This is a genomic window from Ruegeria sp. H8 (assembly GCF_056532905.1).
The window spans coordinates 180,925-206,873 of sequence record NZ_JBQFNY010000007.1; the positions used below are offsets into that span (position 1 = coordinate 180,925).

Here is a 25,949-nt window from a genome sequence, read left to right on the forward strand (position 1 = left end):
GCACTGACCCTCAGAGCGATACGGACACAAAATGACTGAACTGCCAATCGACCCAATTCAGGTTCGAGAAGAGCTAAAAGCCATCCTATACAGCCCAGAGTTCGAGGGATCGCCTCGGCTGCGAGCATTCCTGGCTTACGTGGTGGAAGAAACGCTGGCAGGACGAGGTGCTGACATTCGCGCCAAGACGATTGGCGAAAATGTCTATGACGTACTCTCAAATCAAGGGGATGATCCTTTGGTCGTCGTGCGCGTTGACGCAGGGCGGTTGAGGCGAAAACTGAAGTCATACTACGACGATGCTGAAAATTTTGGGAAGGTCAGGATTCATGTGGACGTGGGTGGCTACGCTCCTCGATTTGAACTGCGGCACAGTTTGAGCGGAGCCGCGCAGCCTCGTGAATTTCCTTTTTCTCTAAAAAAGTGGCGCCTGTTCGCTTTTGGCGCCATGGCTTGCCTTACGGTCGCAATTTTTGCGGTATTCGGGCTGCGGCAAAACTCCAATGGCGATATAGATACCGATGCGCGTGAGACGCTGTTTCTAGCTTCCCCGACAAAACTCCAGGCTAAGAACCTCGCGGACGAAGCGCGCGATCTTATGTTCCCCGCACTGGAGAGAAAACGCTTGATGGCGGCCCTAGCCTTGTTTGAACAGGTCATTGAACTGGACGAAGATTACTATGCAGGTTTTGCAGGTGCCGGACAGATTAATGCAATGCTGGCATCTCAAATGCCGACCAGCCCAGCCCGTGCTGCGTTTTTGACATCCGCAAAAGAGCAATCATTGCGGGCTGTGAACCTCGAGCCGACTTCTTCCTGGGCACAGTCCGCCATGGCTATGACGCACTACGCTGACAAGAACTGTGGCGATGCCGTAGAAACGTCACAACGGGCGATCCAACTTAGTCCCGACAACCTGTACACACTTAATTTTGACTCAATAATCTCGCTATTCTGCGGGCGCTTTGAAGACGCGGTAGACATCGCAAAACCGCGTATTGGCAAGAATGAGCTATCGGACAGGCTGGTGTTTAGAAATGTCGCGGCAACAGCCGAGTTCCACCGAGGCAATTTCCGCGAAACAATTGACTTGTATACTGCGGCGATAAATTCAGGCGATCCAGTCGGCGCTCTCACATTGGCCTATCTCGCAGCTTCCTACGCAGAGTTGGGAGATCAAAAAGAAGCGCAGCGGTATGCAACGTTACTTCAAAACACTTGGCCGGACTTCCCTTTGGTGAGTCTGATCAACGCCCTCTACGTGCAGCCACGGCACGCGGAAGCTATCATCAAGTCTTTGCAAAAGGCGGGTTGGCAAGCCAATGCCGGCTAGGACGCTTGCACCGCTCAGCTCACTCCGGACTTCCATCAGTAAGAGTTGTAGATCCCGAGAAGTGGACAATGGCTGTTTTCTGGGCATTGCCGACGTTCCTAAGTCCAGATGCTGCGTGGCAGCAAATTGGAGCTTTGTCCGCATTGCAGCCGTTCGCGATATTCAGGCCAATGTCCGCATCGAGCCCAAAGCGGCCTTTATCTATCTACGCCTTTATCGGAGAATTGGGTTTTCTGGACCGATCACTCCAAATCACCATTTTGGGTCATCAAAGCCAACTTCGCGCATATCAATTCCGGCTGGGTGTTGGAAAATGGGACCGAGAAATGTAATCTCTGCTCAGCTCCATTGATTGGAGATGAAGTGGCCTGCACGCCGCTAGACCGTTCAGAAGGACGTGGAACGCGATCGTTCGAAATTTGACGGTTTTGATAAGACGGTCATTGTAAAACGCTGGGGGGGGGAAGCATGAGCTATTTCGACCTTGGGACCTATTCACGGCCCGGCGCATCCGCATTAAATGAAGCGCAAACGTGGTTCGACCGCGGTCTGAATTGGACCTTTGGCTTCAACCACGAAGAGGCGGCGGATTGTTTTCGCAAGGCAATTGCAGCGGATCGCACCTGTGCGTGGGCCTATTGGGGGTTGGCCTTCGCGATTGGTCCGAACTACAACAAAGAGTGGGATTTTTTCGAGCTTGAGGAGCGGATCTCAGTCCTGAAAGAAGCGCACGAAGCCCTGTCGACGGCCAAGGCGCAAGCAGGTATCGATACAGTCGCCGCGGCGATGATTGAGGCGCTCACGGCGCGGTATCCGACCGACCCGGAAGTCGAGGATTTTGGTCCGTGGAACGACGCTTTCGCTGATGCGATGCGCCCGATCTACGCTGCCCACCCGAACGACCTTGAGGTCGCGACGATATTTGCCGAGGCGTTGATGAACCGCACTCCCTGGGGGCTTTGGGACATTGAGAAAAATCAACCGTCAGACGGCGCGTCGACAGAAGAGGCGCGAAACGTTCTCGAAACCGCATTCTCAAACAACGCTGGCGCTTGGGACCATCCGGGGTTGTTGCACCTCTATATCCACCTAATGGAGATGTCGCCCTGGCCCGAGCTGGCCTTGTCGCATGGGGATCGCCTGCTGAACCTTGTGCCGGACTCCGGGCATCTGGTGCACATGGGGACGCACATCGACGTGCTGTGTGGTGACTATCAGAATGTCATTTGGCGAAATCACCGGGCCGCGGAAGTTGACGAAGCATATGAAGCCTACGCTGGAGCCCAGAATTTCTATACTGTCTACCGTTTGCATAACATCCACTTTGAGGCCTACGGCGCGATGTTCATGGGGCGCAAGTCGCAGGCGCTTGCCGCTGCAACGCGGCTGCAGGAAGTCCTGCCGCGCGAAACGGTCGCGTACCTTCCCGAATTGTTTGAAGCCTTCTGGGGTATGCGTATTCACGTGATGGTGCGGTTCGGCATGTGGCAGGCGCTGTTGGATGAGACGCTTCCTGAAGATCAGGCGCTGTTTTGCTTCACTACCGCGCTGACCCTTTACGGGCGCACCGTCGCCCTGGCCAACTTGGGGCGCATCGACGAGGCCCGGGCGGTATTTGACAAATTCCGTGCTGCGCAGGACAAGGTCGGCGAGGATCGCTTCATGTTCAATAACGAAGCCCGCGACGTCTTGAAAATTGCAGCGGCCATGGCCGAAGGCGAGTTGCTATACAAATCAGGCGAGGTTGAGAAAGGCCTTCTACGTCTGGAGGCGGCCATCGCTGCGTCTGACGGGCTGGTCTACGATGAACCCTGGGGCTGGATGCAACCACCGCGGCATGCATTGGCTGCCCTGCTAATGGATCAGGGCCGGTTCGCCGAGGCCGAGCTGATCTATCGCGCCGATCTGGGTCTAGATGATACTCTGCCGCGCCCGGTTCAGCACCCGCGCAATGTCTGGTCGCTCCACGGGCTGCACGAGTGCCTTGAGGCCCGCGGAGAAGAGGTTGAGCGGCGCCACGTCGCGGAATTACTTGACCAGGCGCTGGCACGGGCAGAGGTTCCCATCCGAGCATCGTGTTATTGCAGAAGCGCTGCGGCAGAATAGGTGTGATGGAAGGTAATTTAGTCCCACTCGCTGTACAATTCATGAAGCGAACCAAAAATTGGGGTTTTGAAACCACTTCAATCGACTGCCTTGAGCCCAAAACAACCTACCCGCAAATGACGGCGAACGCCCATTTCACTTGGCGAACTTTACGATTTGCCCCTTTCGGCGGTTCTCTAAAACGTGGCGACTGAGGAGATGTTGGATGCCTGACAATCAGGAACAGGACACATTTGCCGCCCTCGAAAGGCGCGAATGGGCCAAGTGCGATGTGGCACAGTCCTATGCCGAGGTGTTTGCCAAGGCGGCAGACATGGTTGTCCCACACCTGGTCGCTGCAGTTGGTGCTGGACCGGACACTCGTGTGCTCGATTTGTGCTGCGGACATGGCAATGTATCCGCAGGGCTTTTCAACACAGGCGCTCGCGTAACGGGCCTTGATTTCTCACCCGCCATGCTTGAGATGGCACGGCTGGCGGTGCCAGAGGCTCAGTTCGTCGAAGGCGATGCGATGGCCTTGAGCTTTGAAGACAATACGTTTGACGCTGTAACAATTGGCTTTGGAATGCCGCATGTGCCGGACCCCCCGAAAGTGTTGGCAGAAGTTCGCCGTGTTTTGCGCGACGGCGGTCGGCTGGCGTATTCGGTGTGGTGTGGGCCCGAAGTTGACACTGCGCTGGGGTATGTTTTTGGTGCCATTGAGGAACACGGGTCACCAGAGATTACCTTGCCACCGGGTCCCGGGGCAAATGATTATGCCGATCCGACTATCGCCTTTCCCGAACTCGCCAAGGCCGGTTTTTCAGATTGCCATCAAACCATCGTCGCGTCGAAATGGCAGGTTAGTGATCCGGGTGCACCGTTCGATTTCTTTCTTGAAGGAACGGCCCGAGGTGGCGCCCTTTTGCGCCCTCAACCCACAACGAATTCGGCCGCAATTCGAGCGGCAGTTGTGGCCGAAGTTCTGGCAAAGCACGGTGCGGGTCCTGAATGGGACGTGCCAATTCCGTCTGTAGTGACCTCGGCGGTCGTTGCCTAGCCGATCAGAAAGATGTGCTGAAATGGGCGTAGCCGCCATTCATCCAAGTGTCCGGATTGTCCGCACAGCAGACATTGGAGCAAGCTGCAACGAACGTCTGCTCTGCGGACAAAGCACCAATTCGCTGCGCGTGCGCCAATGGCGGCTTTGGCGACACAGCGTCTTTAGAAAACAGTCGTTTCCGCATATTGGCAGCCTTGCAGCGATGGAGTGAACCTGCCACTAGGTAACACTGCGGGTCTGAGAAAGCCCTACATGATAAGGAAACGACAAAACCCTCGAAGCTATTTCGTTATTTCCAATCACTCCTTCTCACGCATACTCAGTCATTGAACATCACGTCTTCGACTTGTGGCGGTCCTCCGCGGCGCAAAGGTTTCGTCATGGTGTTCGACAGCGTCTCCCAATCGATGGGATTAAGGTCAAATCTGCGCACACGGGCCTCGTCGTCAGTGAAGTAGTAGACTAGCATATTGGCGGTATCGAAAGAGATCGTGTATTGCGTGCTGCCGAACTTCAATGGGTCCAAGCCCTCTGGCAGATTGGAGAAGTTACTTTCAATCGGTAGTTGGAAGTGACCCAGAATACGAAAGTGCTCCAACGTTGTGTCGTAACCGCCCTGTGTCTCTCGCGCGGTTTCCTTGTAGGCGGTGGCACGGACGAACCGAGAGGGTGGCGTGTAGTCACCGGGTACACCGAGTAGACCGGTTCCCACGCCAATGCCGCTGACGCCAAGGCTCTCGACCGCGATCTCTGGCCAATCGACGGGGCGCAGGTTCAGATAGTTTCTGAGGTTTGTCAGGTGCCAGTCATAAGGCGGCGCATTTGTCATGACCCCTATCGTCTCTTTAAAGATGTGAAGTTCCCCATTGATATACTCGACGACAATTTCGTCGCCACTGGGGTCAGACACAACCACGTGGACAGGAGCCGTGAACCCGAGTGCCGGTTCGACCACTGGGACAACGCGAACACTGTGGGTTGCTTCAATTACTTCCTGCACCGTGGCAAACTGGCTGGCCATATAGGTCATGTAATCCGTAGCACTGATGGAGTTGTCCGCCTGCGCAGGATCATAAGGTTGATACTCTGCAAAGCCCGGAAAGTAGAGCAGATTCAGTACAAGGCCCTTTTCATTGACAATGTCGCCGAAGAGATCATCGCGTTCCAAGAGGGTCACTCCTGCATACCCGTATTGCCCAGTCCACGTCGCGCCATCCGCACCGTCAGGCATGGTCGTGGCCCGATGCTCGCGCCCACGCGGGACAATTGTGAAAGCGGGCTTAATGTCAAAGTTACCCCATTCCATCGACCGCCCTGGATGTTGAGAACCGTCTGCTCCGGTAAGCCGGATATAGGTGCAAGCTTGCGCAGCTTGCGTGAAAGTGAGCGTCGCAACAGCAACCGCACCAATCAACGGTTTGAGACCATTAGGAACGATCATCTTTAAACTCCTTATGAGACCACGCGCTTGAAGTTTAGGCCATCAAACGAAACGAGTCGTCGACACTATTCGACGCACAATTACCCTTCGGCATGTCAACTCTGGTCGGGATAGGCGCTGACTCATTGTGTTCGAACCCATAAAAAACGTATCAAGTCTGTGGTCTTTGTCGCTAGCGGCAACATCACAAGGTTCGTTGGAGAATGCCGTGCCACACTCGATTTTGGTTTTGTCACGTTCTTGGCTACATTCGAAACAGCAAACGTTGGCGCACATCGCAGCATTCAGTTTATTGGGCTCTTCTGTTTGGCTCGCCGCGCATAGTTCGAACAGCCGCACTTGTTTAGCGTAGGCCAACGCACTCTCTCGCAATGGCCCCCAGATACTCCGGTGACTGAAGGGGATACCATCCGTGCCTCTATTGCCACTGAGACGGCGGAGGCGCAGAGCAGAGCCCTTAACACTATTTCAGATGCAGTGCGTTCTGCCGCGTATACTAAGTAGTAGTGGTCTCTTCATCCTCCAGACGCGAGTGAATTTCCCGATACGGGAGACGCTTCGTCAATTGCATTTCTCTGTGAGGGGTCGTGGATAAACGTGCTAACGAACAATCCAATGCCAAGAGCGAAAACGCATGATGCGCCTGCGAGGCGGGCGCCGGTCGCGAAAGGCAGGCGACTGTGACCCCCGGACGCGAACCGCTGCTCTGCCCATTCGCGGCCCCAAAGGGCCGCGATCCCGATACCTGCCATGGCAACCGCCATGCCTGCGGAAATCGCAATCACCATGAGAATGGCCGGCCAAATCAGATCGTTTGCGAGCCCAAAGAGCATCACGATTAACGCCCCGGTACAGGGCACGACCCCGACAGCAGCAGCAATCCAGCCGCCGCGTACTGTCGTTTGTGCCCTGCACGCAGAGCAGCTTGCATGTTCATGGCCGGTTTGGTCGCGACCATGCGAATGCGTTGACTCGGGTGATGTTCGCCAGATCGCGCGAACAGCTTGCCAGAGCATGACAGTGCCGATGGCTACAATAAGGGCGTAACTAAAAAGCCGTATCAATCGATAGTCGGCTGGCGCCGCCCCGGTCGCTTGGCGTACGGCAAGATCAAGCAAGAATACCAAGACGATAGCAGAGATTACGTGGAATACCGCGATACGGGTGCCCATGGTGAGTCCACGTCGAAGGCTCCCGCCGGTGCCGATGAAGTACGAGATTACAACCGCCTTGCCATGACCCGGCCCCAGTGTGTGCAACGCGCCGTAGCCGAAAGCCATAAGAACCGCGAGCAGTATCGCCTTTATCGAACCCTCACGACTGATTTCGGTCATGCCTGACGTAAACAGGTTGTTAACCCAGATCTGCGCTCTCGCGAGGGCTGGTACGTCAGAAGCGGACGCGGCTACGATTTCGCCGGGCTGGCCGGCCAGCGTGGCACCGGCTAGTCCATACGAGACGCGTATCTGCCGGCTCCCATCGATGAGAAATAACGCATGTTCCGCAGGTTCATGTCGTAACGTCCCTTGCAACCGGACTGCTTCGAAACGCCGCTCAAGTTTAAGTCCCTCCGGATATGAGACATGCACAATCTGATTGGGCGATGGCGGTGGCGTGTGGATACAGGCGCCAACCCACGGCACCAGCAGAAACTCGATCACGCGCTCACCCTCCCAGGCGAGGGGCAGAACAAAACCGTCGATCAGGATCTGGCTGTCCAGAAACGTCGACGTGACACCTGTTGCTTCCTCGCGCCGACGCTCCATCACGATCAGTCTTTGCGCCAGCAGCACGTCCGCGTCCAGACCGTGAACGGACAACCGGGCCCGCGCACCTTCTGCCAGCCGCCGCGCGTCAGGGTCATCCTGTCCGCTTTCGACGATTTGCTGGTAGATCAGCACATCACGCAAATCTGATTTCTGGGCCAGTGTCATATCGAGGAAGGGATCTTCATAGGGTTCCACGGAAGGAGCCAGGTCGTCCCAATGGACCAAGTCGTCTTGTTTCGCGTGCGATGGAAGAGCCATACCAACGAACAAGACGAAAATGCAGAGCATAAATATCAGTATTGGCGCCCACCCACGTATGGTCGGACCGGGGGAAGGCCACTTGCTCGCTGGTAATAGCTTCGGTGCATACAGACACATCGATTCTACTCCTCGGTCTCGTTGGAAGACGACGTATGCGGTTCGGTCACAATGGCACGGGCGAACCGAGCGAAGAGAGCGACGAATACGCCGACGCCAGCAAAGATATAGAAGACGGTAAAGATCTTGCCGAATTGCGTTTCCGGACTGAGGTCCCCGAAACCGACCGTCGACATGGTCGTGACCGAAAAATAGAGGCTGTCGGTCCAGGACCACCCTTCGACGGCGCGGTAAAACGTGGTGCCGGACAGCAAGATCAGCGCCGCGACGAAGAGCCCGGCGCGAAACGTCGGATCGGACCAAGAGCGGTATATTGCCTTGAGAAATCGCAAAACGGTAAGAGCGAACGGCAACATCTTGTTACAGGTCGTTTTTGTAGATCACACCGTCCTTCATGATGAGATCGAAGTTCTCATGCGGATCAGCCACGAGGTCTATATCCTCTAGCGGATTTCCGTCGACGAGGATTAGATCGGCGTATGCCCCTTCCTTGATCACGCCTAGCGGGCCTTCTTGATACGGTAGACGTGGACCGGAGAGTGCCAATAATTCGGCGTTGATCGAAGTCGCCATTTCCAGCACCTCGAAGGGCGTGTACCAGCGCTGAAGCTTCGCAAGAAACGCGCCCTGTCGTTCCGCGAGAGCTGGGTCGAACAGGATGTCAGTGCCGAAGGCGACTTTCACGCCAACCTCTTTCGCCGTGGTGTAGGTGGCGTCGGTACCGTCCGTCACCTCGATCCACTTTTGCTGGCTCACAGGGTCGTCAAAAGTGAAACCGTCCTCGTCGTCCAGCAGCGGTTGCACCGACAACCAGACGTCATTGTCACGCATCATTTCCATAGTCTCGCGGCTCATCAGAAAACCGTGCTCAATGGATTTCACGCCCGCCTCGATGGCGATGCGCGTGGATTCATCGGTAAAGATGTGTGAGGCCACGTAGGTGTTATAGGTATCGGCCACTTCGACAAAAGCTTCGATCTCAGCCTTGGTGAACTGCCGCACATCGAGCGGATCATAAGTCGACGACACACCGCCGCCGCCGGCAATCTTTATCTGTGTGGCGCCCATTCGCATGATTTCGCGCGTGCGCTTGATCACTTCTGGCACGCCATCTGCCTGCATCATCAACCCAACCTGATACCAGTACCAGAGACTGTCGCTGTCGTTCGCCGGCACCGCCTGATAGGGGCGGTAGTCAAAGTGACCCCCCGTCTGCGTGATGGGCGGGCCAGAGGGCAGCATGCGCGGCCCAACAAGCTCGCCGTTTTCGATCATGCGATGGATTGCGAAGGAATTGCCGCCCACATCCCGCACGGACGTAAACCCGCGCATGAGCGTTTTCTCAGCACCCTGCGCGGCGCGGATAGCCACCTCAAGAATATCGCCCGTCACAACCGTGCTTTGTGGGTTGCAGCAGTAAAGCGTGTGCCAATGCACGTCGATCAGCCCAGGAATCATGGTGCGCCCGCCGCCGTCGATGACCTGACCGCCTGCAACGACAAGGTCTTCAGTTGAAACCTGCGTGATGAGATTGTCGGTGATCACCACATTGGCGTTTTCGATCAATGCTTCGTTCTCGCCGTCAAATACATTGACGTTGGTGATCAGAATTGGACCTTCCTGGGCGCTGATTGGCCCAGCCGCGACGAAAAGGCTCGTCGCCAAAAGAACATGCCGCACGGTAACGTCTCCTAATCAATGACTGTATTGACCCAACCTTATCGCAAACTTTCGATCGCGGGCCTAAAAACGATATGCAGTTCTTAAACTACTCACAGACAGGCCTTGAAATACGTCGGCAGCGCACATCGCTGCAGGCTGTGATGGCGAGCGGCTGTTGGCAGGGTGAGATTGTACAGATTGCCCCTTTCAAAGGCGACGACTTGATCGACACCGTCTCATTTGGCGCATGCGGCTTGACCCATGTCCGTTTCCCGCACGAGGCCGCTGTGCATCTGCAACAACCGAAAGGGTTTGTCACCTTCACTTTGCCGGTCGCGGGCACACAGAGGCTGTGGGTCAATGGCGTAGCCACCCATCCCCAAGGGCTTTTTATCAATTTCGGCTGTGACGAAACACATACCTACGGGATGGGAAGGAACCTCATCGCTGGCCGCATCGAAACCGGCGCATTTTTAGCGGCGCTAGGTGAGGTCACGTGCAGCACGCCGGAAGAAGATGTCATTCCCCGCGGGCTTTTGATCCTTGAGCCGGTGTTGCGTGAGCGCCTTGTTGAACTGTTACTGACTTGCATCCATTCCAGAACCGACCTGACCGGGAACGCCGCTCCGCTTGAAAGTTTTGTGATTGCGGCACTGGCGCACGCAGTTTCGTCTGCGCGCAATGCGGGGGTGACATCGGCTAGGGCGCTGAAAGTTTTCGAGCGTGCCCGCATCCGCATTGGCCAATCGGTGGACCACAGGCCCGCACTTTCGGAAATATCTGACGCGGCAGGCTACAGCGTGCCTGTTGTAAACGACGCGTTCAGGGGGGTGGTCGGGCTTTCGCCTTCCAGATACGCACGACATCTGAGCTTGGCGCGGGCGCACCGAACCCTTTTTCAAGCCAAACCAGAAAATGCATCGGTCAAGGCAATCGCCTTGGAAACCGGTTTCACCGAAGGTGGGCGATTTAGTGGTTTATATAAACAGGTCTACGGCGAACTGCCTTCCGAGACCCTTCGCCTGTGATAGTGAAGCTACTTCCTAATTCGTGCATTTTCGTTTCTTGATCATTGGTGAGGTAGCCCAAATTCACCGCTAAGGCTCGTGGGCCATGATTGCGCAATCGAGAAAGCCGGACGTCTTGGGCATGAACAGCTCCAAGTACTAGGATCAAACCGGACACGCACAAGCGACTTGGATCAAGGCCAAAATGGACTTCTTGACCGGCGACTTTGATCCACTTTGCGGACCTCGGTTCGAACTGCAGCATCAGTCAACTTAAGCTCGAAGCGGTCATTCGCCGCGACCAGCGCGAACGACCGCTCTGCGGACATAGCACTAGTTCGCTGCGTTTGCTCGAATGTCGGCAATCTGGCCAACGCTTGGACTAGAATCGAGCTTTCAGCGAGGCCTTCGAATTTTGCCGGTCATTCGCAAGCCATCACGAATGTTCAGTCCCATCATCGTTAGGTTGGCCGCCCCGGCGACTAGTTCAATCACCTGAACCGTGTAAAAGGTGCTGTCGAATTCGCCAGCGGCGGCTTTGCCTGCAAGAAACCAGGCGGCAGGTACGAGGATCAGCAAGCCGTTGAGCGCAATGATCGGCATACGGGTCTTCTTTGCTGTCGTCAGTGCATCTTTGCGTTTCCGACCCATTGCCATGCCCGATCCGCCAGCAATCGCCATTGCCGGGATGAGGATGAACATGCCTTTCAGGATCAATGCCTTGACGGTCGCGACTGTTTCATGGCTCGCAAAGAGTTCGCTGGTGGCCGTTGACGTCCAGAAGAGGAGGATCATCACAAAGCCGATGCCGCCCGCGATGGCGTGAATCTTTGTTTTCATAGCGGTTCACTCAAATTGGCTTTTGGAAAGGATTACGTCAGGCCGTACAGCAATTCAGCACCGCAACCTTCTCGAACAGGTGGGGTGCGGTCACAGCGCTTGAAGGATAGTGGCTGAGCTGCTGCTGAAACTCGGGGTTGGAAAACGCGGCGCGGAAGTCCGCAACAGACTCCCAGACCGCGTAGTTCAGGTACATGCTGCCGTCGCCAACGGCTTTGTGCAGTTGGGTGCTGATGTAACCCGGTTGCTTCTTCATCCATTGGGCATCGCACTTCCAAGCTTCTACCAAGGCGACTTGGTCAACGAGATCGACTGTGAAGAGATTGACGAGAACGACAGGTCCAGCGTCGATGTCCAATTGCCGTTCAATGGGAAACTCCGGGTCGAGGGGTTTGAAACTTACCATTTCGGTGCTCCTTGAAAGTAGCTTCGTTTTGGTGTCATGTTGTCATATTTAGGAAGTATCAAACATAATGACAACACGTTGTCAAATGAAATGAGGAATCGACATGCCGGATGCGCGAAGGACTGAAGAAGGAGAAGCCGTGACAGCGCTGATACTGGATGTGTTTCGGTTGAACGGTCGATTGCAGCTTGCCGGCGATCGCCTCGTAACAGAACTCGGTCTGACAAGTGCCCGATGGCAAATCCTTGGCGCGATTGCTTATTCGGATCGGCCGGAATCCGTTGCCTGGCATGCACGGACGATGGGTGTTCACCGGCAGGGCATACAACGGATCATCAATGAATTGAGCAAAGAAGGCATCGTGGAGTTTCGGCCAAACCCGCACCACAAACGTGCGCATCTTGTTGCTCTGACGCAAAAGGGGCAGGAGTTGTACGAAGCCGCAATTGCGAAGCAAATCCCATGGGTCAATGAACTCTCGGAAGGCCTGTCGCCAGATGATATTGCGACAGCGCAAAATGTTGTTGGTCGTCTCAAGGCACGCCTCGAAGAAACCTCAACGCGACAAGATCAGAGTTCGACCCAAAGCTGACACTCGTACAGAGTGCAGCATCGGACGTTCTTGGGCTCGAAGCCGTCTTCCAAGCATTTTTGATTAACGTCAGCTTTCGGGTCGTTTGCAGCCGCTGACTCCCTGCGATTTGGGTGGCAAGGTCACGCATTTTGCGGATGGGTCACACCTTTCTGATTCAAGTCACATAATATCAATGATTTAGCCCTGGCATGTGTCACGCCTTTATTGGCGGCGGCCACAGATTTTAGAGATCCGAACCCTCACTTTGTTCAACAGAAGCGGACCGAACTTCCTCGTGCCGCAGTGAGCAATTGAGGTTGATATGCCCAAGTTGACACAAGATCAGCTGGCGGAGCGGTGGCACATGTCGCCGCGGACGCTGGAGCAGTGGCGCTGGCTCGGAAAGGGCCCCAGGTTTTTGAAGATCGGCGCGCGCGTTTTATACGATGAAGGCGTGATCGAAGCCTTTGAGGAGGCGCAGGTCTGCCAGAATACATGCGGACCGATTTCCGGGGAGGGTGTGTAATGGCAAAGTCCTTCCCCTCACACAAAGTCAAATCGCACCTTGTCTACACAGTCTGGGAGGTGGCGGACGTTCTGGGCTGTCATCGCCAGACCGTCATTCGCTGGATTGGGAACAACGGACTCGCGGCTGATACCAGCAGTAAGCCTTGGTTGATCGAAGGACATGTGCTCAAGGACTTCCTCGGACAAAGACAACGCAAGGCGCGGTGCAAGTTGGCATTGCATCACTGCTACTGCCTCAGCTGCAGAGGTCCGCGCGAACCCGACGGCAAGATCGCTGACTACGTTCAGGAAACAGCTTCCAGCGGCCGCGTAACAGCCCTCTGTCCGACGTGTGGTGCGGTCATGAACAAGATCATTCGCCGTTCAGATCTGGAAGCCATTCAGGCCAAACTGGAGGTCACAATTCAACAAGCCTCCCCAAGATTAGTGTCCTGTGCTGAACCCCATTCAAAAGTGACCTTGAAAGAGGAGCCCGAGACCCATGTCAAAACACACCTCGGATAACCTGCGTATCAAGCGCAAACACCTCGTCTGGCTGAAGGACGCAAAGGGGCTGTCGCAATCTTCGATCGACAAAGCTGCAGCGTCGATTGCCATCTATGACAGATGGCTCAACGGTAAGGACTACAGGGCGTTCCATTCAGAAAGGGCGCGCGCGTTCAAACGCCATCTGCAAGGTCTGCGCAATGAACGAACGGGCGCGCCACTGTCGGCAGCTACGATCAACGGAGTGTTGCGCGATGTCATGAAGCTTTTTGACTGGATGGCGGACCAACCGGGGTACAAGTCCAGGATCTCGCGCGCAGACATTGCCTATCTCACGCCGGATCGCAAATCGGAACAGGCCCGTCGAAGCACCCTATGGAAGCCGCATCCGTCCCCTGAACAAGTAAACCACCTGTTGTCCATCATGCCTGCAGAAACAGTGATCCAGCGCCGTGACCGCGCCCTGATCGCTTTCCTTTTCTTGACCGGATCACGTGAAGGTGCCGCCATCACCCTGCGGCTGGGTCATGTCGATCCAGCCAATAAATGCGTGCAGTTTGACGGTCGTTCCGTGGATACAAAGTTTGGAAAGTCCTTCACGACCAGTTTCTTTCCCTTCGGTGATGATGTCGAAAGGATTCTGCGAGACTGGATCGCGGAGCTTCGTCAGGACCATCTTTTCTCGGACACGGATCCTCTGTTCCCCAAGACGCGCGTAGCTGTTGGCCCGTCCAGACGATTTGAGGCAGTAGGTATCGCGCGCGAGCCGTGGGCCGGCCCGTCGTCTGCGGCCAGGATCTTCAAGCAAGCTTTCGTTAACGCCGGGCTGCCACCGTTTTCGCCGCACCGCGTGCGAGATACGATCGCAGAGCTGGCAAAACTTCACTGCAGGACACCAGAGGACTATAAAGCCTGGTCGCAGAACATGGGACACGACGACGTGATGACGACGTTCAGCTCCTATGGTTCTGTTTCACCTGGCCGTCAGGTCGAACTGATGGGGCGGTTTCGCCGCCGTGGACCGTTGCCAGACGAGGACGCGGTTATTGATGAATGATCAGCTCCGGTGACGCACCCGAACGACCACGCGCTCGGGAGCAAGCCGGTATCCATGCCAAGGGAGATTTTCAATCAGCTCTTGGGGCTTATCAACTGACAGGCCAGCGGACTCCAATCTCCCTGCAAGCGTTCTGCGAGCAGTCTGAATTCTCCGTCTAACGGCTTCGTCGGATTCAACGCCTAATTTTTCGACGAGTTCGCCAGATTTCACGCAGTGATGGTCCATGGGTTCGAGACCTTCACCAGCAGAACGGAGCCACTCTTCAGCCAAGACCACTAACAGGTCAGCTGTGGCGTTTTTCTTAAGCTCAACATGTTCGCCGATCACAACCAAACGGGAGGCTTTGTCGATTTCTATGGACAGCGGAAGTTGCTGTTTCTCGTTTTTATCAACTGAGGCCGCAGGTACGAACGGCAAGGTCAAGGCGCTCTGCATCGCACCATATAGTCTTGGCAAACTCTGTTCAGGGAACTCACCGGGTGACTTGCTTTCAAGAGTTCTGCGCATCACCGATGTGACCGCCTTTCCATGGCGGTTCAGCAAATCTGCGATCATCACCATGGCTGTGTCTGGCGGATTGTCGAGGTGATTGACCGCATCCAACACAACGGGGAAATTTCGGATCAGTGCATCTGGCGTGGCGTTTTCAAACAACACTGCATTGCGCACATAGGACAACGCCATCTCCCGGTCGATGCCGTTCGGTCGAGCGTCCGACATCAAGTCCACGCGATACGCATCTTCAGGGTCAAAACGTTCAAGCCCTATTGAGAGCATCGCAAAACGCCGATCGATACACTGCGAACAGCGACCGCAATGGAAGTATTGATTGGTTTGATTATGCACATCCGCGCAACTGCGCGTCTCGACAATTTGATCTGCCATCCCAAGTTGGGAGATGCGCTCCACGACTTCAGCTTTAGTGCGCGCGAAGTAGGGATTGTCGACGCGCATATCGTTCTCGAAAACAAGCCGCAGAAAACCGGTCAACAGGTTGAGTGCCTTAGGATGGGTCGTTCTCGTCGCCCGCGTTCCAATGACACTGCCAACCGGCGGCAAGTTGAGGCTCACAACGCCGTTTTCATGAAACGACAAGCGGTCCAGTCCGAAGGCCTTTGCAGTGATCGACCCAAGTACCGCGAACAAGAATGAGCGTGTGCGATGCGTTCTTTCCGCAGTCGATCGGCCCTTCAACTGGGCGGTCATGGGAATGTGACGGCACTTTTCCGGTCCGTACCGTTTGCTCAGCGCTGAGATCAGCCGTTTCTGGACCGGCGCTATTTTCGTGGACGAGGCATGACTGACCAAAGCAACCCGATGTTTCTGTTCCACGATTTCTTCCACAGCGCCCGCAAAGGAATCGAGCCCGCCGGAAAACATCAAGACACGGTGGGGCTTCCATGAACTATTTCGGCCGAATTTGAAGAAGCGCGATCGCTCTGCATCCGGTTCGTCTTTGGTCGAAAAAGAAAATTCAAAGCGGTCGCCGGATAGAAACATCAACGTTTCTTCCAGAGCCTGTATTACGCTCTCACGTTGCCAGAAATCCAGATCGCGTACCGGCATAGTGGCTACGAACCGTCTGTGCCACTTCTCACCCATCTTCTGATCCGCCAGGCCACCACGGCTGACTGCCGCGTCCGCGCAATAGACAAGCGCGGCAATCTCCAGCAAATCGAGCGCACGATCCTGCAATCCCTCGACCAATTGACGGTTCAATTGTCCAATCCGTAGCGACATTGCGACTTCGCGGCCAGCAATGTCGAGACGCAGGACTTCATCACCGCCGCTTTTTGTCAGGGGCGGCAACCATCTGACTTCAACTTCAGGCAACGGCGCGACGGCGCCCAAACTCCGAGCGCATCTTTTTGAACGCGTGAGCTGTGAACTTGTCTATTGCATCGCGATCAAGCGCCTGCTTCTGCCAGACGGTTTTGCCATACCAGCCGCCCGCATATTCTTCGACAATTCTAGACACTTCAAATGTGTGCTGGGCGAGGGCTTGTTGAAATACCACTCGCTGTGCATCGGTTGAAAAGCGTCGATCCTCGCCAGTGTGATTGGCGAGTTCCCGGCTCAGATAGTAGTCTAGAGAGCGGTATGTCAGCCGGGCAAAGAAATCCCGCGCGAGTCTTGCAAAAGCATCGCCCACGGCGAAACTCGCGAGAGCTTGGCGAATTTCTTGCGGTGTCGGTTCAAACAGGGATGGCAACCGGTCGTGCAGCTGAACGGAAAGGCTTTCCAAGAGCGCGGCCTTCGCCAATTCTCCTGCATCTGAGGAACTTCGGAGATCGAAGCTCCTGCCATCAACGGCACGATCCAAACCGGCCAGCAAGCCGGTCACTGAACCGAGTTCCGACGTCGCAATACCCAAGTCAGCCAAAGCGTCTTCGAAGCCCGGAGCCCTTGCAAGTAAAGGCAGCCTCACGAGGAGATCACTTACAAACTGAAACCGAGGGTCACGACTCGCGCGCGCGAGATCTTTGTCGGATGCCTCAGCCGCCGCCTCGGCGATCTCTTCGACTGACGCATTGGTTGCGATCAGATTAACGACCTCGCGCCACTTCCTGGACCGAGGCAATGTGCCAAGCCTGATGTGTCCCATCAGTTCCTCCCTTGCCTGAAGAGTCATACAACCATCAGGCGAACGTAAAGGGAAAAATCGGCATCTACGCTTACCCTACGCTTACCCGAAGCGAGTGTTAAGCATGAGATCGCATCGTAAGTCTTTGAAAAAATTGGTGCCCCCACACGGACTCGAACCGCGGACCTACTGATTACAAATCAGTTGCTCTACCAGCTGAGCTATAGGGGCACTGGCTGTCGATTACTTCCTCTGGCAGTAGACTGCAAGCCTGAATTTTAGCCCAAACTTAGACATTGCCCGATTTCCTGAGAACGTGCAAAAAAACGCTGAATTCATCCGTTGCAAATATCTCGCGAGTGTAACGGACGCGGCTATGCAGAAAAGCCAAGGGGTAAAGGAAAAAATGCAGGTTGCCATACACGCCGGTGTTGCCTTTTCGGATGAAGGGCTGGTGATGTCCTCGCTTGGCGCGAACAGGAGCGTACTGGCCAAATACCGAACTGCGGTTCTGGGGCCGCGTCGGTCCCGGCTATTCGTCAAAGTGATGTCTGACTCGATTCTGCAGGGCGTATCTGATGCAGACGCACGGAACAGATTGTCCGAGCTTGTTGCCGGAAACCAGAATCTGGACCGCGTGGTTGTGTCGAGCGACAAGTTCTTTGGCCCCAGGCGTACCGCGCTGCAAGACGGCCAGATCTATCCGTTTGCGGGGAATAGAACAGCCCATACGGGTACTCTGCTGGACGGCGTGCAGGTTCAAGTGTTTGCAGGGCTGGTGAACCCCGGGGTTTTTATCCCAAAGATTCTGGCCTCGATCCATGAAGACCATCGGCGGGACATTCTGGCCAGCACTGATTTAAGCTGCCTCAGCTGGCTTGGCATGATCGAAGACCTGCGGGATCTTGCGCCTCAGGTTCAGCTCACCTTGTGGGAACACGAGAACTCCCCGCTTATCTGGGGCGATATCATCCGCGCCATAGCGGGACTGCCTGATGAGGCTGTGCTTCATGAAGAGTTTGCATTCCTGTCCTCCCTTTTGACAGAAGCCGGACAACGTCATGTATTGGACATCGTGAGAAAAGGGGACGCCATCGATCACGGCCGCCGACGTGAAGAGATGGCGAATATTCTGGACGAATACGCCCGGCCGGAGCAGATCGAAGAAGAGCTCGATTTACCGGGCTGGAATTCCGACATAGTTGAAGCGTTCACAGAGCTTTACGAGCAGGATCTGGCCACGATCCGGTCCATGCCGGAAGTTCGTGTCTTGCAAATCTGATCGGTTTGCGCAGTGCCGTTGGATTGGGTGCACAAATGGCGCGAAGGGAGCTTTTTTCACGAATCCAGCGTGATAGCAGGAACGCATGGGTATTTGGGGCCCTGCCGAATATCAGGCAACTAAGTAATCTCGCAATATCCCGTTGAACAGTTCAGCTTTTTCCAGATGCGTCGCATGTGCAGAGTTTGGTATCACCGCTAGGTTTGCATTCGGGATGGATTGCCACAGCTGTTCCGTCTGACTCCATGGGTAGGTGCGATCACGATCCCCCCAGATAATCAGCGTCTTGGTCCTGATTGCCGGTAGGTTTTCAGCGCCGCTCCAGGAATGCATCGCATCCAAACCTGACAGCATGGCCTTCAGGTTGCTTTTCTGGGCTATCGTGGCGCAAAGTTCATATTCCAAGGCTTTTTCGCGTTCGAGAAACCAGGTTGCCGCAATCCGCCGCGCCGTCACTTTCGGCCCGTCTGCACAGGCACGGGTTTTCGAAGTGTCGATGGTCTCAAACCGCCCGGGCAGCACACCTACGGACCCGGTGCCATAAAGAACCAAACGGTCAACACGCTCGGGCGCACGGGCAACCATTTCCTGCGCGACCATTCCACCCATCGAGTGACCAACCAGGTGGAATGTCTCGATGTCGCGCGCCTTCAGCTCATTCAGCGCCCAGTCCGCGAATCCCGAGATGCTGCAAAACGCGTCACGTTGCGCATTTTCGCCAAAACCCGGCAGATCCAGCGTGATGACATCGTAACCTTGCAAAGCCTCGACCTGCCGCTGCCATTGCCGACTGCCGCCCAGGAACCCGTGAACAAACACGATGGGTGTCATTTCCGGCCGCCCTGCACAATCCGATCGAGGATCATGGCACAGAACAGGATTGAGAACCCCGCAAGAATACCCTGGCCCACATTCGCGTATTGCAACGCTTCAAGAACATCCTCGCCCAGCCCTTTGGCACCGATCAGAGACGCAACAACAACCATTGCCAGTGACAACATGATTGTCTGATTGATCCCCGCCCGGATCGACGGGCTCGCCAGCGGCAAGTCGACTTTGGTGAGCAGGTACCATTTGTTGGCGCCGAAACTGATCGCCGCCTCGCGCACGCTTTCGGGCACGCCACGCAAGCCGAGAACGGTCAGGCGCACCACGGGCGTACCACCGAAAATCATCGTGACCACGACTGCCGCCGGCTTGCCTACACCAAAAAAAGCGATCACGGGGACCATGAAAACAAAGGCGGGCATGGTTTGCATGAAATCCATGATCGGCTGGATGAAAGCATAGAACCGAGGGCGACGCGCCGCGAACATGCCCAGCGGAATTCCGATGACAATCGACAGGCACGCCGCTGTCCCCAACAAGGCCAGCGTGGTCATTGCGCCCTCCCAAAAGCCCAAAAGCCCCATATAGGCCAGAAACGCGCCCGAATAGATTGCCGTGCTGACGCCCGCAGTCAGCCATGTCAGCAGAATGATGAGACTGGCGATCACGATCCATGGCGTCTGCACCAAGATGACCTCAAGCGCGTCCAGCAGGGTACGGATACCGAATGTCAGCCCGTCAAAGAACGCTTCGCTGTTGCGCACGCACCAGGCGATGAAATCTTCCACCCAAGTGATGCTGGTCAGGCGGATATTGGGGTCTGTCGGGAAATGGCTGAGCAACGAGAAACGCCCCGGAAAGCTGTAATGCATCATCGCCGCAGCAACGATCAGCGCCATGAAGATCGCGCTGAACACGATCTGCGATACCGGCATTGCTGATCGGATTGAACGATCTGACAGCCATTCCGAGAAACGCGCCTCGAGCGCCCAGTTTGCCACCTGAGACTGAACAAGCTTGACGATGATCAGAATGATCAGGCCGGTCAGAACGATGTAAGGCCCTTCAGCGGCCATAGCTTCGGCTTCGGCGCGGATGCCACCTATGTTTTCCTCGAGCGAGTCCACCGTTCGCTGATAGACGTCGATCTTGTCCGAATTGTTTTCGATGGCAGCGGCCAACTGCTGTCGGCGCAGCTCAAGCGTCCCTTCAATTGACGCGATGCGTTCCATCGCCTCGGCCGCCAGGTCGCCGAACAACCCGCGCGCGATCTGCACGTAGGCTATTGTTTCGAGGATCAGAAATGGCAACGCCCATGACCACAAGCCCCGTGCACCGAACCAGACCGGGCCAAACAACCCGGCCATCAGATTGAAAGTCGGTGTAAAGCGGGACGACGCGCCGATCTTGTCGAAGTTGCGGATGTAATAGTCGGGGCTGGTGCGAACAAAGGCCCGGATGTTTTCGCGCCGCTCTTCGGCATATGCCAAAGCGGCCTCGTTCTCTGTATCTTCCAGCGGGTTCACATCTGAAGAACTCATGACACTTCGGTTCCTTCGATCACGGTGCGCAACAGATCGGCACGGGTTATGACGCCAACATCCACGCCGCCGTCCTCCACAAGGATCGCGCTGTCGGTGTCGATTGCCAGATTGATCAGCGTGCTCAGGTTTTCGCCTTCATTCACACGCGGGGCGTCCGAGGGCAGAGGACCATGGGTCGCGACATGTTCCGGTATGGGCCGCATGACGGCGTGGGCACGCACCACCTTGAGCCTTGAGATACCCGCCACGAAATCGGCGACATAGTCATCGGCGGGGTTCATTACGATGTCTTCGGCCGTTCCGATCTGCACCACCTTGCCGTCGCGCATGATCGCGATCCGGTTCCCGATGCGGACGGCTTCATCCAAATCATGGGTGATGAAGATCGTCGTCTTTTTCAGGATTTTGCTCAGTCGAATGAACTCATCCTGCAATTGCCGCCGGATCAACGGGTCCAACGCCGAGAACGGTTCGTCCATCAACAACACATCCGGGTTCGCTGCCAGTGCCCGGGCAAGGCCCACACGTTGCTGCATACCCCCGGACAGCTCGTGTGCGAATTTCGATCCCCAGGCTCCGAGTTCGACGATATCCAGAATAGCAGCGGCCTGACGCATGCGTTCATTCTTGCTGACCTGCCGGATCTCCAGCGGCATTGCGACATTGTCCAGCACAGACCGATGCGGCATCAGCGCAAAGTTCTGAAAGACCATGCCAATCTTGTTGTTGCGAAACTGCTGAAGCTCTTTCGGGCCCAGGGCCATCACGTCAGTGCCTTCGATTTCGATCTTGCCTGCGGTGGGTTCCAACAGCCGGTTGAAATGGCGAACCAGAGTGGACTTCCCGCTGCCTGACAGGCCCATGATGCAGAATATCTCGCCCCGATTGACCGAAAGACTGACATCCGCGACGCCCACAACGCAGTTGTATTCCGCCAGCACCTGGGCTTTGTCCAATCCACGGTCGCGGATTGCCTGCAGCGCCACCTCGGGCCTGCCCCCGAAAATCTTCCAGACATTCGAGATTTCAATAACGGTATCGTCGCTCATAAGTCCCCCAGAGGTGCGCATCTGGGTGGCGCCGTCCATCGCCGCCACCCTGTTTTGGGACGAGAGATCAGAGACCCAGCCAGGCGTCGACACGATCCGGGTTCGCTTCGACCCATTCACGGGCAACGTCCGCCGGGTCGCGGCCCTTGCCGCTGATCTCATAGGCGAACTCGCTGACATCATCCGCCGTCAATGCGAAATTCGCCAAGAAATCGGCAATCGCCGGAGAACGCTCTGGCAGCGTGTTGGACCACGCAATCTGCACGTTCTTGAGGGCGTCCTTGGTCGCAACATTGGATTTGTTGTACCAGTCCGGGTCATCAGACGGTTGGACCATCACGTATTTTGCCGGGTCGAATTGTGGCTCGGTCAACATCTGGACGTCGAACATGTACCAGACGGCATGCGGCTTGTAGCAATAAAAGGCGTAGCCTTCGCCCTTGGCGATGCTGTCCTTGATACGCGCGGTTTTCACGCTTTCCTCGGCACGTATCGGCTCAATGAAATCAAGTAAACCATAGTCGCGGGTTTTGACTTCGTTCACGTTGGCCGAAGCCCAACCCGGCGCGCCAATCCACATTTCACCTTTGCCATTGCCGTCACTGTCCATCAATGCGGCCACATCCGGGCGGCCCAGATCGGCGATGTCGGTGATGTTGTTGGCTTCACCAAAGTCTTTGCTGACGCAGAAACCCTGATTGCCCTCGTAGGGGTTCGATGACAGGGTGACGGTGCCCGCTTCGTCCACATACTTCTTGGTGAAGCTTTCCTGGTTGGGCAGCCAAACGTCGGGATGAACGTCGATATCGCCCTTGCCCTGATCCATCGCCTGAAAGATCGTGGCGTTGTTGCCGGGCACATATTCCACTTTGCCCCCGATGCGCATTTCCACGACCGCGCCCAGAACATGGGCAATCGCCTGGGCGCCGGTCCAGGATGGCACGCCGATTTTCACTTCTTCGGCTGCGAATGCCGGCACAGCGCAGACGCTGAGCGCAGCAGCCATCCCCAGCTTTTTCAGATTTGTTCTCATGGTCTTCTCCTCTGTTGAAATGCGCCGTGGTTCGGCGTCGTTCTTTCCGTTGTTCGATTTTCCCGTCGCGCAATAGGGGCGCGCCAACTTGCCTTTGGCGACACATTCGGACGGGAGGCTGAAAACAAGGCCAACCGCCACACCCTGCCCGGAAGTCTAGAACAGGAGCTTTTCCGAGAGCCAATTCGAACATTTCATCAAACTATTCTGTTTCTGCATAGTTTTCTGTACCCTTGCTGAAAATGCTCTTTCACAAGCGGGGACACGCTTTGGATCTGAATTGGCTACGCGATTTTGAATGCCTCGCCCGGACCTTGAACTTCACCCGTGCGTCTGATGAACGTAACATCACGCAATCCGCATTCAGTCGCAGAATCAAAGCGTTGGAAAGCTGGGTGGGGCTGCCTTTGGTCAATCGGGCAACCTATCCGGTTCAATTGACCGAGGCCGGCAAACAATTCCTGCCTGTTGCCCAGGCGGCAATTTCACAGCTGTCTGAATCCCGCCAATCCCTGCGGGACGCCGACCGGGGCGACAGTCGGTTCATCCGGTTTTCGGTTCTGCACACCATTGCGGTTAATTTTTTGGCAACCCGCATAGAAGAGTTGCAGAAACAGATCCCCGATTTGCGCACACGCGTCCTGTCCGATTCTCTGAGCACCTGCTGTGATCTTTTGGTCGAAGGCGCGGTGGATATCCTGCTGTGCTACTATCACCATACTGTCTCGCCCATGATCGACGAAACCGCGTTCGAGCGTAAGGATCTGTTGAAGGACCGTCTGATACCGGTGGCTGCCGCTCAGCCGGTGCGGACACTGGGTTGGGATTTGTCCCGGCAGGATGGCCCGCCGATCCCCTATCTGGCCTATGACCGATCGTCCTTCTTGGGCATGGTCGTTGAAAACACCGTTGACCGGAAACCCCAGAATACCGAAACGATATATGTCGATAGCCTGGTCGAAACGATCAAACGTAGATTGATGACCGGCAGCGGATTTGCCTGGATGCCCGAAACGTCGATCTCAGCGGAGCTGGATCAGGGCTTGCTGGTGCCGATCGGTGACGATGCATGGTGTGCGACGTTGACGATTTCAGCCTTTTCCAATCCGGCCAGTTTGGATCAGATCGCGCACCAGCTTTGGCAGCGTTTGTGACCGGACGGATTCGTTTTGGCGCACCAACCGGCCATTGAACGGAAGATGCGCCTTTACCTCGTATGCCGGTCCGTCTGAGAAAAACTGACGATCGCGCGGACCAGCAGATCAATCGTATCCACTGCATTGGCGTCATCCGCGACGCTGTCGGCAATGAGGGAGAATTCAGAGCAAGCGACAAACTGCAAGTCCGCCCCCGCCTTGACCAAGGCCCTTGAGGACGCTCGCAGAGTTTCGCGCGCCTTGTCGCTTTGACCGTTGACCTTGATCGCGCGGATCGCCTCCAGCATCGCGCCGTCATCCGTTGGCCAAACGGTTGACAGCCCGCGCGCTTGCAGGGCTGTTTCGAAAAGGCCAGTACGGCGCACCGCCGGAGAAGCGAGCACACCAACGCACCCCCCCTTCCCGAGTGTCCCGACGGCGTGATCCGCGGCCAGTTCAACCATGTTCAACAGCGGAACGGTCACGGCCTCGGTGATCGCCTTTGCATAGTGATGCGCCGTGTTGCAGGGCATTGCCAGCGCCATGGCACCGGCATCCTGAAGTCGTCGTGCCATCGCCGCCAGTGTCGGCCCCGGATCTTCGCCCGCCCCGTCGATCAGATGCGCGATCCGCGACGGGACCTGAGTGTTCATGTCGATCAAAAGCGGAATGTGGTCCCGGTCGTCGCTCACCGGCACGGCCTCGACCAGCTTGCGCTGGAGGAGGATCGTTGCCTCGGGGCCCATGCCGCCAAGAATACCGATGGGGTGCTGCGTCATTGCTCAGATATTCACCCAGCGGTCTTTGCGATCGAAGGCAAAGTCATACCCCGCCAAAGCCGCCGCGCCGCCCGTGTGAAGGAAAACGACCCGTTGGTCTTTGAATTCGCCTTTGCGCGCCAGATCGATCAGGCCCGCCGCACCCTTGGCCGAATAGCAGGGATCCAGAAGGATACCTTCCAATTCGGCAAACATCTGGATCGCTTCGATGCCGCTTTCAGTGGGCAGGCCATAGCCTTCGCCGACATAGTCGGTATTGGCCATGACATCTTCACGCTTTACCACGCCCGCGCACCCCAGCTTTTCGGCCGTCTTGCAGGCGAGGTCGTACACCATCTGTTCCTGCTTTGGCCGAGGTGCCCTTGTCCCGATGCCAAGCACCGGCACCTGCGCATTCATGGCGCACATTCCCGTCACCAAACCTGCCTGCGTACCGGACGACCCGGTTGCATGTACCAGCCGGTCAATCCGCAATCCGCTGTCATTGGCTTGACCCAACAATTCAAAGGCCGCGTTTACATAGCCCAGCGCCCCGGTCGGGTTCGAGCCGCCGCCGGGAATGACATAGACATTGCGGCCTTCTGCCCGTTTCTTCGCGGCAGCCTTTTCCATTTCGCCCGGCATATCGTGACCCCCGGGAAACTTCTGGGTGGTCGCGCCGTGCAAGTGGTCCAGCAGGACATTGCCGTTTGTATTGTAGTTGCCATCTTGATAGCCGGTGCGATCTTCCAGAAGAATATGGCAATCAAGGCCCAGCTTGGCGGCGAACGCTGCGGTTTGTCGGCCGTGGTTGGTTTGGGTGGCACCTTGCGTCATCACCATGTCGGCGCCCTGTGCTTCTGCTTCGGCCATCAGGAATTCCAGCTTGCGGGTCTTGTTGCCGCCGGTTGACATGCCGGTGCAATCGTCGCGCTTGATCCAGATTTCCACCCCCAGTTCTTTGGAAAGCCGCTTCATCGGTTCAAGCGGTGTCGGAAGATGGGCGAGGTGAAGGCGGGGAAAGCGCGCAAGATGCATGTCACAATTCCTAATATCGATTTTCGTCAATTTACGCTGTGTGTATCCGCTCTGCTAATTCGAAA

General features: G+C 56.0%; 24 protein-coding genes and 1 tRNA gene. 10 read left to right on the forward strand and 15 right to left on the reverse strand.

Features of this window, described 5'->3' with window-relative positions; genetic code table 11:
• The first annotated feature begins 31 nt into the window (after positions 1-31).
• The 3 genes from ACR0A2_RS16480 to ACR0A2_RS16490 all read left to right on the forward strand — a co-directional run bounded on the left by ACR0A2_RS16480 (position 32) and on the right by ACR0A2_RS16490 (position 4,478).
• Positions 32-1,333, forward strand: a complete 1,302-nt coding sequence (locus ACR0A2_RS16480) for a tetratricopeptide repeat protein (RefSeq protein ID WP_480836164.1) — start codon at positions 32-34, stop codon at positions 1,331-1,333.
• 468 nt (positions 1,334-1,801) lie between these two features.
• Positions 1,802-3,439 carry a hypothetical protein gene (locus tag ACR0A2_RS16485; protein WP_480836166.1) on the forward strand — a complete coding sequence of 546 codons (1,638 nt, stop codon included), beginning with the start codon at positions 1,802-1,804 and terminating at the stop codon, positions 3,437-3,439.
• Between the two features lie 205 nt (positions 3,440-3,644).
• A complete protein-coding gene (locus ACR0A2_RS16490) occupies positions 3,645-4,478 on the forward strand; it encodes a class I SAM-dependent methyltransferase (RefSeq protein WP_480836168.1) in 834 nt (277 codons plus the stop codon).
• 322 nt (positions 4,479-4,800) lie between these two features.
• Here the strand turns inward: ACR0A2_RS16490 and ACR0A2_RS16495 are convergent, their stop codons facing one another.
• The 4 genes from ACR0A2_RS16495 to ACR0A2_RS16510 form a co-directional block, all read right to left on the reverse strand.
• Entirely contained in the window at positions 4,801-5,922 is a 1,122-nt protein-coding gene (locus tag ACR0A2_RS16495; RefSeq protein ID WP_480836169.1) for a linear amide C-N hydrolase, read from the reverse strand.
• Positions 5,923-6,437: 515 nt separating this feature from the next.
• Positions 6,438-7,979 (reverse strand): HoxN/HupN/NixA family nickel/cobalt transporter, encoded by a 1,542-nt coding sequence (locus tag ACR0A2_RS16500; RefSeq protein WP_480836171.1) that lies wholly within the window; start codon positions 7,977-7,979, stop codon positions 6,438-6,440.
• A 95-nt stretch (positions 7,980-8,074) separates the two neighbouring features.
• Positions 8,075-8,425, reverse strand: a complete 351-nt coding sequence (locus ACR0A2_RS16505) for a potassium channel family protein (RefSeq protein WP_480836173.1) — start codon at positions 8,423-8,425, stop codon at positions 8,075-8,077.
• A gap of 4 nt (positions 8,426-8,429) precedes the next feature.
• The gene (locus ACR0A2_RS16510; protein ID WP_480836175.1) at positions 8,430-9,749 is read right to left on the reverse strand and encodes a metal-dependent hydrolase family protein; all 1,320 of its coding nucleotides are present in this window, start codon (positions 9,747-9,749) and stop codon (positions 8,430-8,432) included.
• Positions 9,750-10,057: 308 nt separating this feature from the next.
• Here ACR0A2_RS16510 and ACR0A2_RS16515 point away from each other — a divergent pair, with 308 nt between their 5' ends.
• Positions 10,058-10,759, forward strand: a complete 702-nt coding sequence (locus ACR0A2_RS16515) for a helix-turn-helix domain-containing protein (RefSeq protein ID WP_480836177.1) — start codon at positions 10,058-10,060, stop codon at positions 10,757-10,759.
• Between the two features lie 375 nt (positions 10,760-11,134).
• On the opposite strand, the gene ACR0A2_RS16520 is transcribed toward ACR0A2_RS16515, so the two are convergent.
• Both ACR0A2_RS16520 and ACR0A2_RS16525 read right to left on the reverse strand, forming a co-directional pair.
• Positions 11,135-11,578: a hypothetical protein gene (locus ACR0A2_RS16520; RefSeq protein ID WP_171641448.1), complete on the reverse strand. Its 444-nt coding sequence runs from the start codon at positions 11,576-11,578 to the stop codon at positions 11,135-11,137.
• A 37-nt stretch (positions 11,579-11,615) separates the two neighbouring features.
• The gene (locus ACR0A2_RS16525; RefSeq protein WP_171641450.1) at positions 11,616-11,984 is read right to left on the reverse strand and encodes an antibiotic biosynthesis monooxygenase family protein; all 369 of its coding nucleotides are present in this window, start codon (positions 11,982-11,984) and stop codon (positions 11,616-11,618) included.
• Positions 11,985-12,123: 139 nt separating this feature from the next.
• On the opposite strand from ACR0A2_RS16525, the gene ACR0A2_RS16530 reads away from it, so the two are divergent.
• From ACR0A2_RS16530 to ACR0A2_RS16545, 4 genes are all read left to right on the forward strand, one after another.
• Positions 12,124-12,576, forward strand: a complete 453-nt coding sequence (locus ACR0A2_RS16530; RefSeq protein ID WP_371809353.1) for a MarR family winged helix-turn-helix transcriptional regulator — start codon at positions 12,124-12,126, stop codon at positions 12,574-12,576.
• Between the two features lie 304 nt (positions 12,577-12,880).
• Complete coding sequence (locus ACR0A2_RS16535) at positions 12,881-13,084, forward strand: helix-turn-helix domain-containing protein (RefSeq protein ID WP_058272705.1); 204 nt, start codon at positions 12,881-12,883, stop codon at positions 13,082-13,084.
• Positions 13,084-13,590, forward strand: a complete 507-nt coding sequence (locus ACR0A2_RS16540; RefSeq protein ID WP_480836180.1) for a helix-turn-helix domain-containing protein — start codon at positions 13,084-13,086, stop codon at positions 13,588-13,590. Before ACR0A2_RS16535 ends, ACR0A2_RS16540 begins: the two co-directional genes overlap by 1 nt.
• A complete protein-coding gene (locus ACR0A2_RS16545; RefSeq protein WP_480836182.1) occupies positions 13,568-14,629 on the forward strand; it encodes a tyrosine-type recombinase/integrase in 1,062 nt (353 codons plus the stop codon). Before ACR0A2_RS16540 ends, ACR0A2_RS16545 begins: the two co-directional genes overlap by 23 nt.
• Here the strand turns inward: ACR0A2_RS16545 and ACR0A2_RS16550 are convergent, their stop codons facing one another.
• The 3 genes from ACR0A2_RS16550 to ACR0A2_RS16560 form a co-directional block, all read right to left on the reverse strand.
• The gene (locus ACR0A2_RS16550; RefSeq protein WP_480836184.1) at positions 14,630-16,483 is read right to left on the reverse strand and encodes a 7-cyano-7-deazaguanine synthase; all 1,854 of its coding nucleotides are present in this window, start codon (positions 16,481-16,483) and stop codon (positions 14,630-14,632) included. It lies immediately after the preceding gene.
• Positions 16,458-17,237, reverse strand: a complete 780-nt coding sequence (locus ACR0A2_RS16555; RefSeq protein ID WP_480836186.1) for a hypothetical protein — start codon at positions 17,235-17,237, stop codon at positions 16,458-16,460. The genes ACR0A2_RS16550 and ACR0A2_RS16555 overlap by 26 nt, the downstream gene beginning before the upstream one ends.
• 134 nt (positions 17,238-17,371) lie before the next feature.
• Positions 17,372-17,447 (reverse strand) — tRNA-Thr (locus ACR0A2_RS16560).
• Between the two features lie 145 nt (positions 17,448-17,592).
• Here ACR0A2_RS16560 and ACR0A2_RS16565 point away from each other — a divergent pair.
• Positions 17,593-18,498 carry a hypothetical protein gene (locus tag ACR0A2_RS16565; protein WP_480836187.1) on the forward strand — a complete coding sequence of 302 codons (906 nt, stop codon included), beginning with the start codon at positions 17,593-17,595 and terminating at the stop codon, positions 18,496-18,498.
• A gap of 111 nt (positions 18,499-18,609) precedes the next feature.
• Here ACR0A2_RS16565 and ACR0A2_RS16570 read toward each other — a convergent pair whose 3' ends face one another.
• From ACR0A2_RS16570 to ACR0A2_RS16585, 4 genes are all read right to left on the reverse strand, one after another.
• Positions 18,610-19,329, reverse strand: a complete 720-nt coding sequence (locus ACR0A2_RS16570) for an alpha/beta fold hydrolase (RefSeq protein ID WP_480836189.1) — start codon at positions 19,327-19,329, stop codon at positions 18,610-18,612.
• Complete coding sequence (locus tag ACR0A2_RS16575) at positions 19,326-20,867, reverse strand: ABC transporter permease (protein WP_171230773.1); 1,542 nt, start codon at positions 20,865-20,867, stop codon at positions 19,326-19,328. Before ACR0A2_RS16575 ends, ACR0A2_RS16570 begins: the two co-directional genes overlap by 4 nt.
• Positions 20,864-21,919 (reverse strand): quaternary amine ABC transporter ATP-binding protein, encoded by a 1,056-nt coding sequence (locus ACR0A2_RS16580; RefSeq protein WP_152456674.1) that lies wholly within the window; start codon positions 21,917-21,919, stop codon positions 20,864-20,866. The genes ACR0A2_RS16575 and ACR0A2_RS16580 overlap by 4 nt, the downstream gene beginning before the upstream one ends.
• Before the next feature lie 67 nt (positions 21,920-21,986).
• A complete protein-coding gene (locus ACR0A2_RS16585; protein WP_480836192.1) occupies positions 21,987-22,952 on the reverse strand; it encodes an ABC transporter substrate-binding protein in 966 nt (321 codons plus the stop codon).
• Between the two features lie 242 nt (positions 22,953-23,194).
• Between ACR0A2_RS16585 and ACR0A2_RS16590 the strand changes: the two genes are divergently transcribed.
• On the forward strand, positions 23,195-24,106 hold the full coding sequence (locus tag ACR0A2_RS16590; RefSeq protein WP_480620793.1) for a LysR family transcriptional regulator: 912 nt from the start codon (positions 23,195-23,197) through the stop codon (positions 24,104-24,106).
• Positions 24,107-24,159: 53 nt separating this feature from the next.
• Here the strand turns inward: ACR0A2_RS16590 and cuyB are convergent, their stop codons facing one another.
• On the reverse strand, positions 24,160-24,867 hold the full coding sequence (gene cuyB, locus ACR0A2_RS16595) for a cysteate racemase (RefSeq protein WP_480836194.1): 708 nt from the start codon (positions 24,865-24,867) through the stop codon (positions 24,160-24,162).
• A gap of 3 nt (positions 24,868-24,870) precedes the next feature.
• Complete coding sequence (gene cuyA, locus ACR0A2_RS16600; RefSeq protein ID WP_480836196.1) at positions 24,871-25,884, reverse strand: D-cysteate sulfo-lyase; 1,014 nt, start codon at positions 25,882-25,884, stop codon at positions 24,871-24,873.
• Positions 25,885-25,949 lie beyond the last annotated feature (65 nt).

Bases quoted from the DNA above. Each gene is read 5' to 3' on its own strand.
- ACR0A2_RS16480 (WP_480836164.1), top strand. From the start codon at position 32: ATGACTGAACTGCCAATCGACCCAATTCAGGTTCGAGAAGAGCTAAAA.
- ACR0A2_RS16485 (WP_480836166.1), top strand. From the start codon at position 1,802: ATGAGCTATTTCGACCTTGGGACCTATTCACGGCCCGGCGCATCCGCA.
- ACR0A2_RS16490 (WP_480836168.1), top strand. From the start codon at position 3,645: ATGCCTGACAATCAGGAACAGGACACATTTGCCGCCCTCGAAAGGCGC.
- ACR0A2_RS16495 (WP_480836169.1), bottom strand. From the start codon at position 5,922: ATGATCGTTCCTAATGGTCTCAAACCGTTGATTGGTGCGGTTGCTGTT.
- ACR0A2_RS16500 (WP_480836171.1), bottom strand. From the start codon at position 7,979: ATGCTCTGCATTTTCGTCTTGTTCGTTGGTATGGCTCTTCCATCGCAC.
- ACR0A2_RS16505 (WP_480836173.1), bottom strand. From the start codon at position 8,425: ATGTTGCCGTTCGCTCTTACCGTTTTGCGATTTCTCAAGGCAATATAC.
- ACR0A2_RS16520 (WP_171641448.1), bottom strand. From the start codon at position 11,578: ATGAAAACAAAGATTCACGCCATCGCGGGCGGCATCGGCTTTGTGATG.
- ACR0A2_RS16525 (WP_171641450.1), bottom strand. From the start codon at position 11,984: ATGGTAAGTTTCAAACCCCTCGACCCGGAGTTTCCCATTGAACGGCAA.
- ACR0A2_RS16535 (WP_058272705.1), top strand. From the start codon at position 12,881: ATGCCCAAGTTGACACAAGATCAGCTGGCGGAGCGGTGGCACATGTCG.
- ACR0A2_RS16540 (WP_480836180.1), top strand. From the start codon at position 13,084: ATGGCAAAGTCCTTCCCCTCACACAAAGTCAAATCGCACCTTGTCTAC.
- ACR0A2_RS16545 (WP_480836182.1), top strand. From the start codon at position 13,568: ATGTCAAAACACACCTCGGATAACCTGCGTATCAAGCGCAAACACCTC.
- ACR0A2_RS16555 (WP_480836186.1), bottom strand. From the start codon at position 17,237: ATGGGACACATCAGGCTTGGCACATTGCCTCGGTCCAGGAAGTGGCGC.
- ACR0A2_RS16565 (WP_480836187.1), top strand. From the start codon at position 17,593: ATGCAGAAAAGCCAAGGGGTAAAGGAAAAAATGCAGGTTGCCATACAC.
- ACR0A2_RS16570 (WP_480836189.1), bottom strand. From the start codon at position 19,329: ATGACACCCATCGTGTTTGTTCACGGGTTCCTGGGCGGCAGTCGGCAA.
- ACR0A2_RS16575 (WP_171230773.1), bottom strand. From the start codon at position 20,867: ATGAGTTCTTCAGATGTGAACCCGCTGGAAGATACAGAGAACGAGGCC.
- ACR0A2_RS16580 (WP_152456674.1), bottom strand. From the start codon at position 21,919: ATGAGCGACGATACCGTTATTGAAATCTCGAATGTCTGGAAGATTTTC.
- ACR0A2_RS16585 (WP_480836192.1), bottom strand. From the start codon at position 22,952: ATGAGAACAAATCTGAAAAAGCTGGGGATGGCTGCTGCGCTCAGCGTC.
- ACR0A2_RS16590 (WP_480620793.1), top strand. From the start codon at position 23,195: ATGCTCTTTCACAAGCGGGGACACGCTTTGGATCTGAATTGGCTACGC.
- cuyB (WP_480836194.1), bottom strand. From the start codon at position 24,867: ATGACGCAGCACCCCATCGGTATTCTTGGCGGCATGGGCCCCGAGGCA.
- cuyA (WP_480836196.1), bottom strand. From the start codon at position 25,884: ATGCATCTTGCGCGCTTTCCCCGCCTTCACCTCGCCCATCTTCCGACA.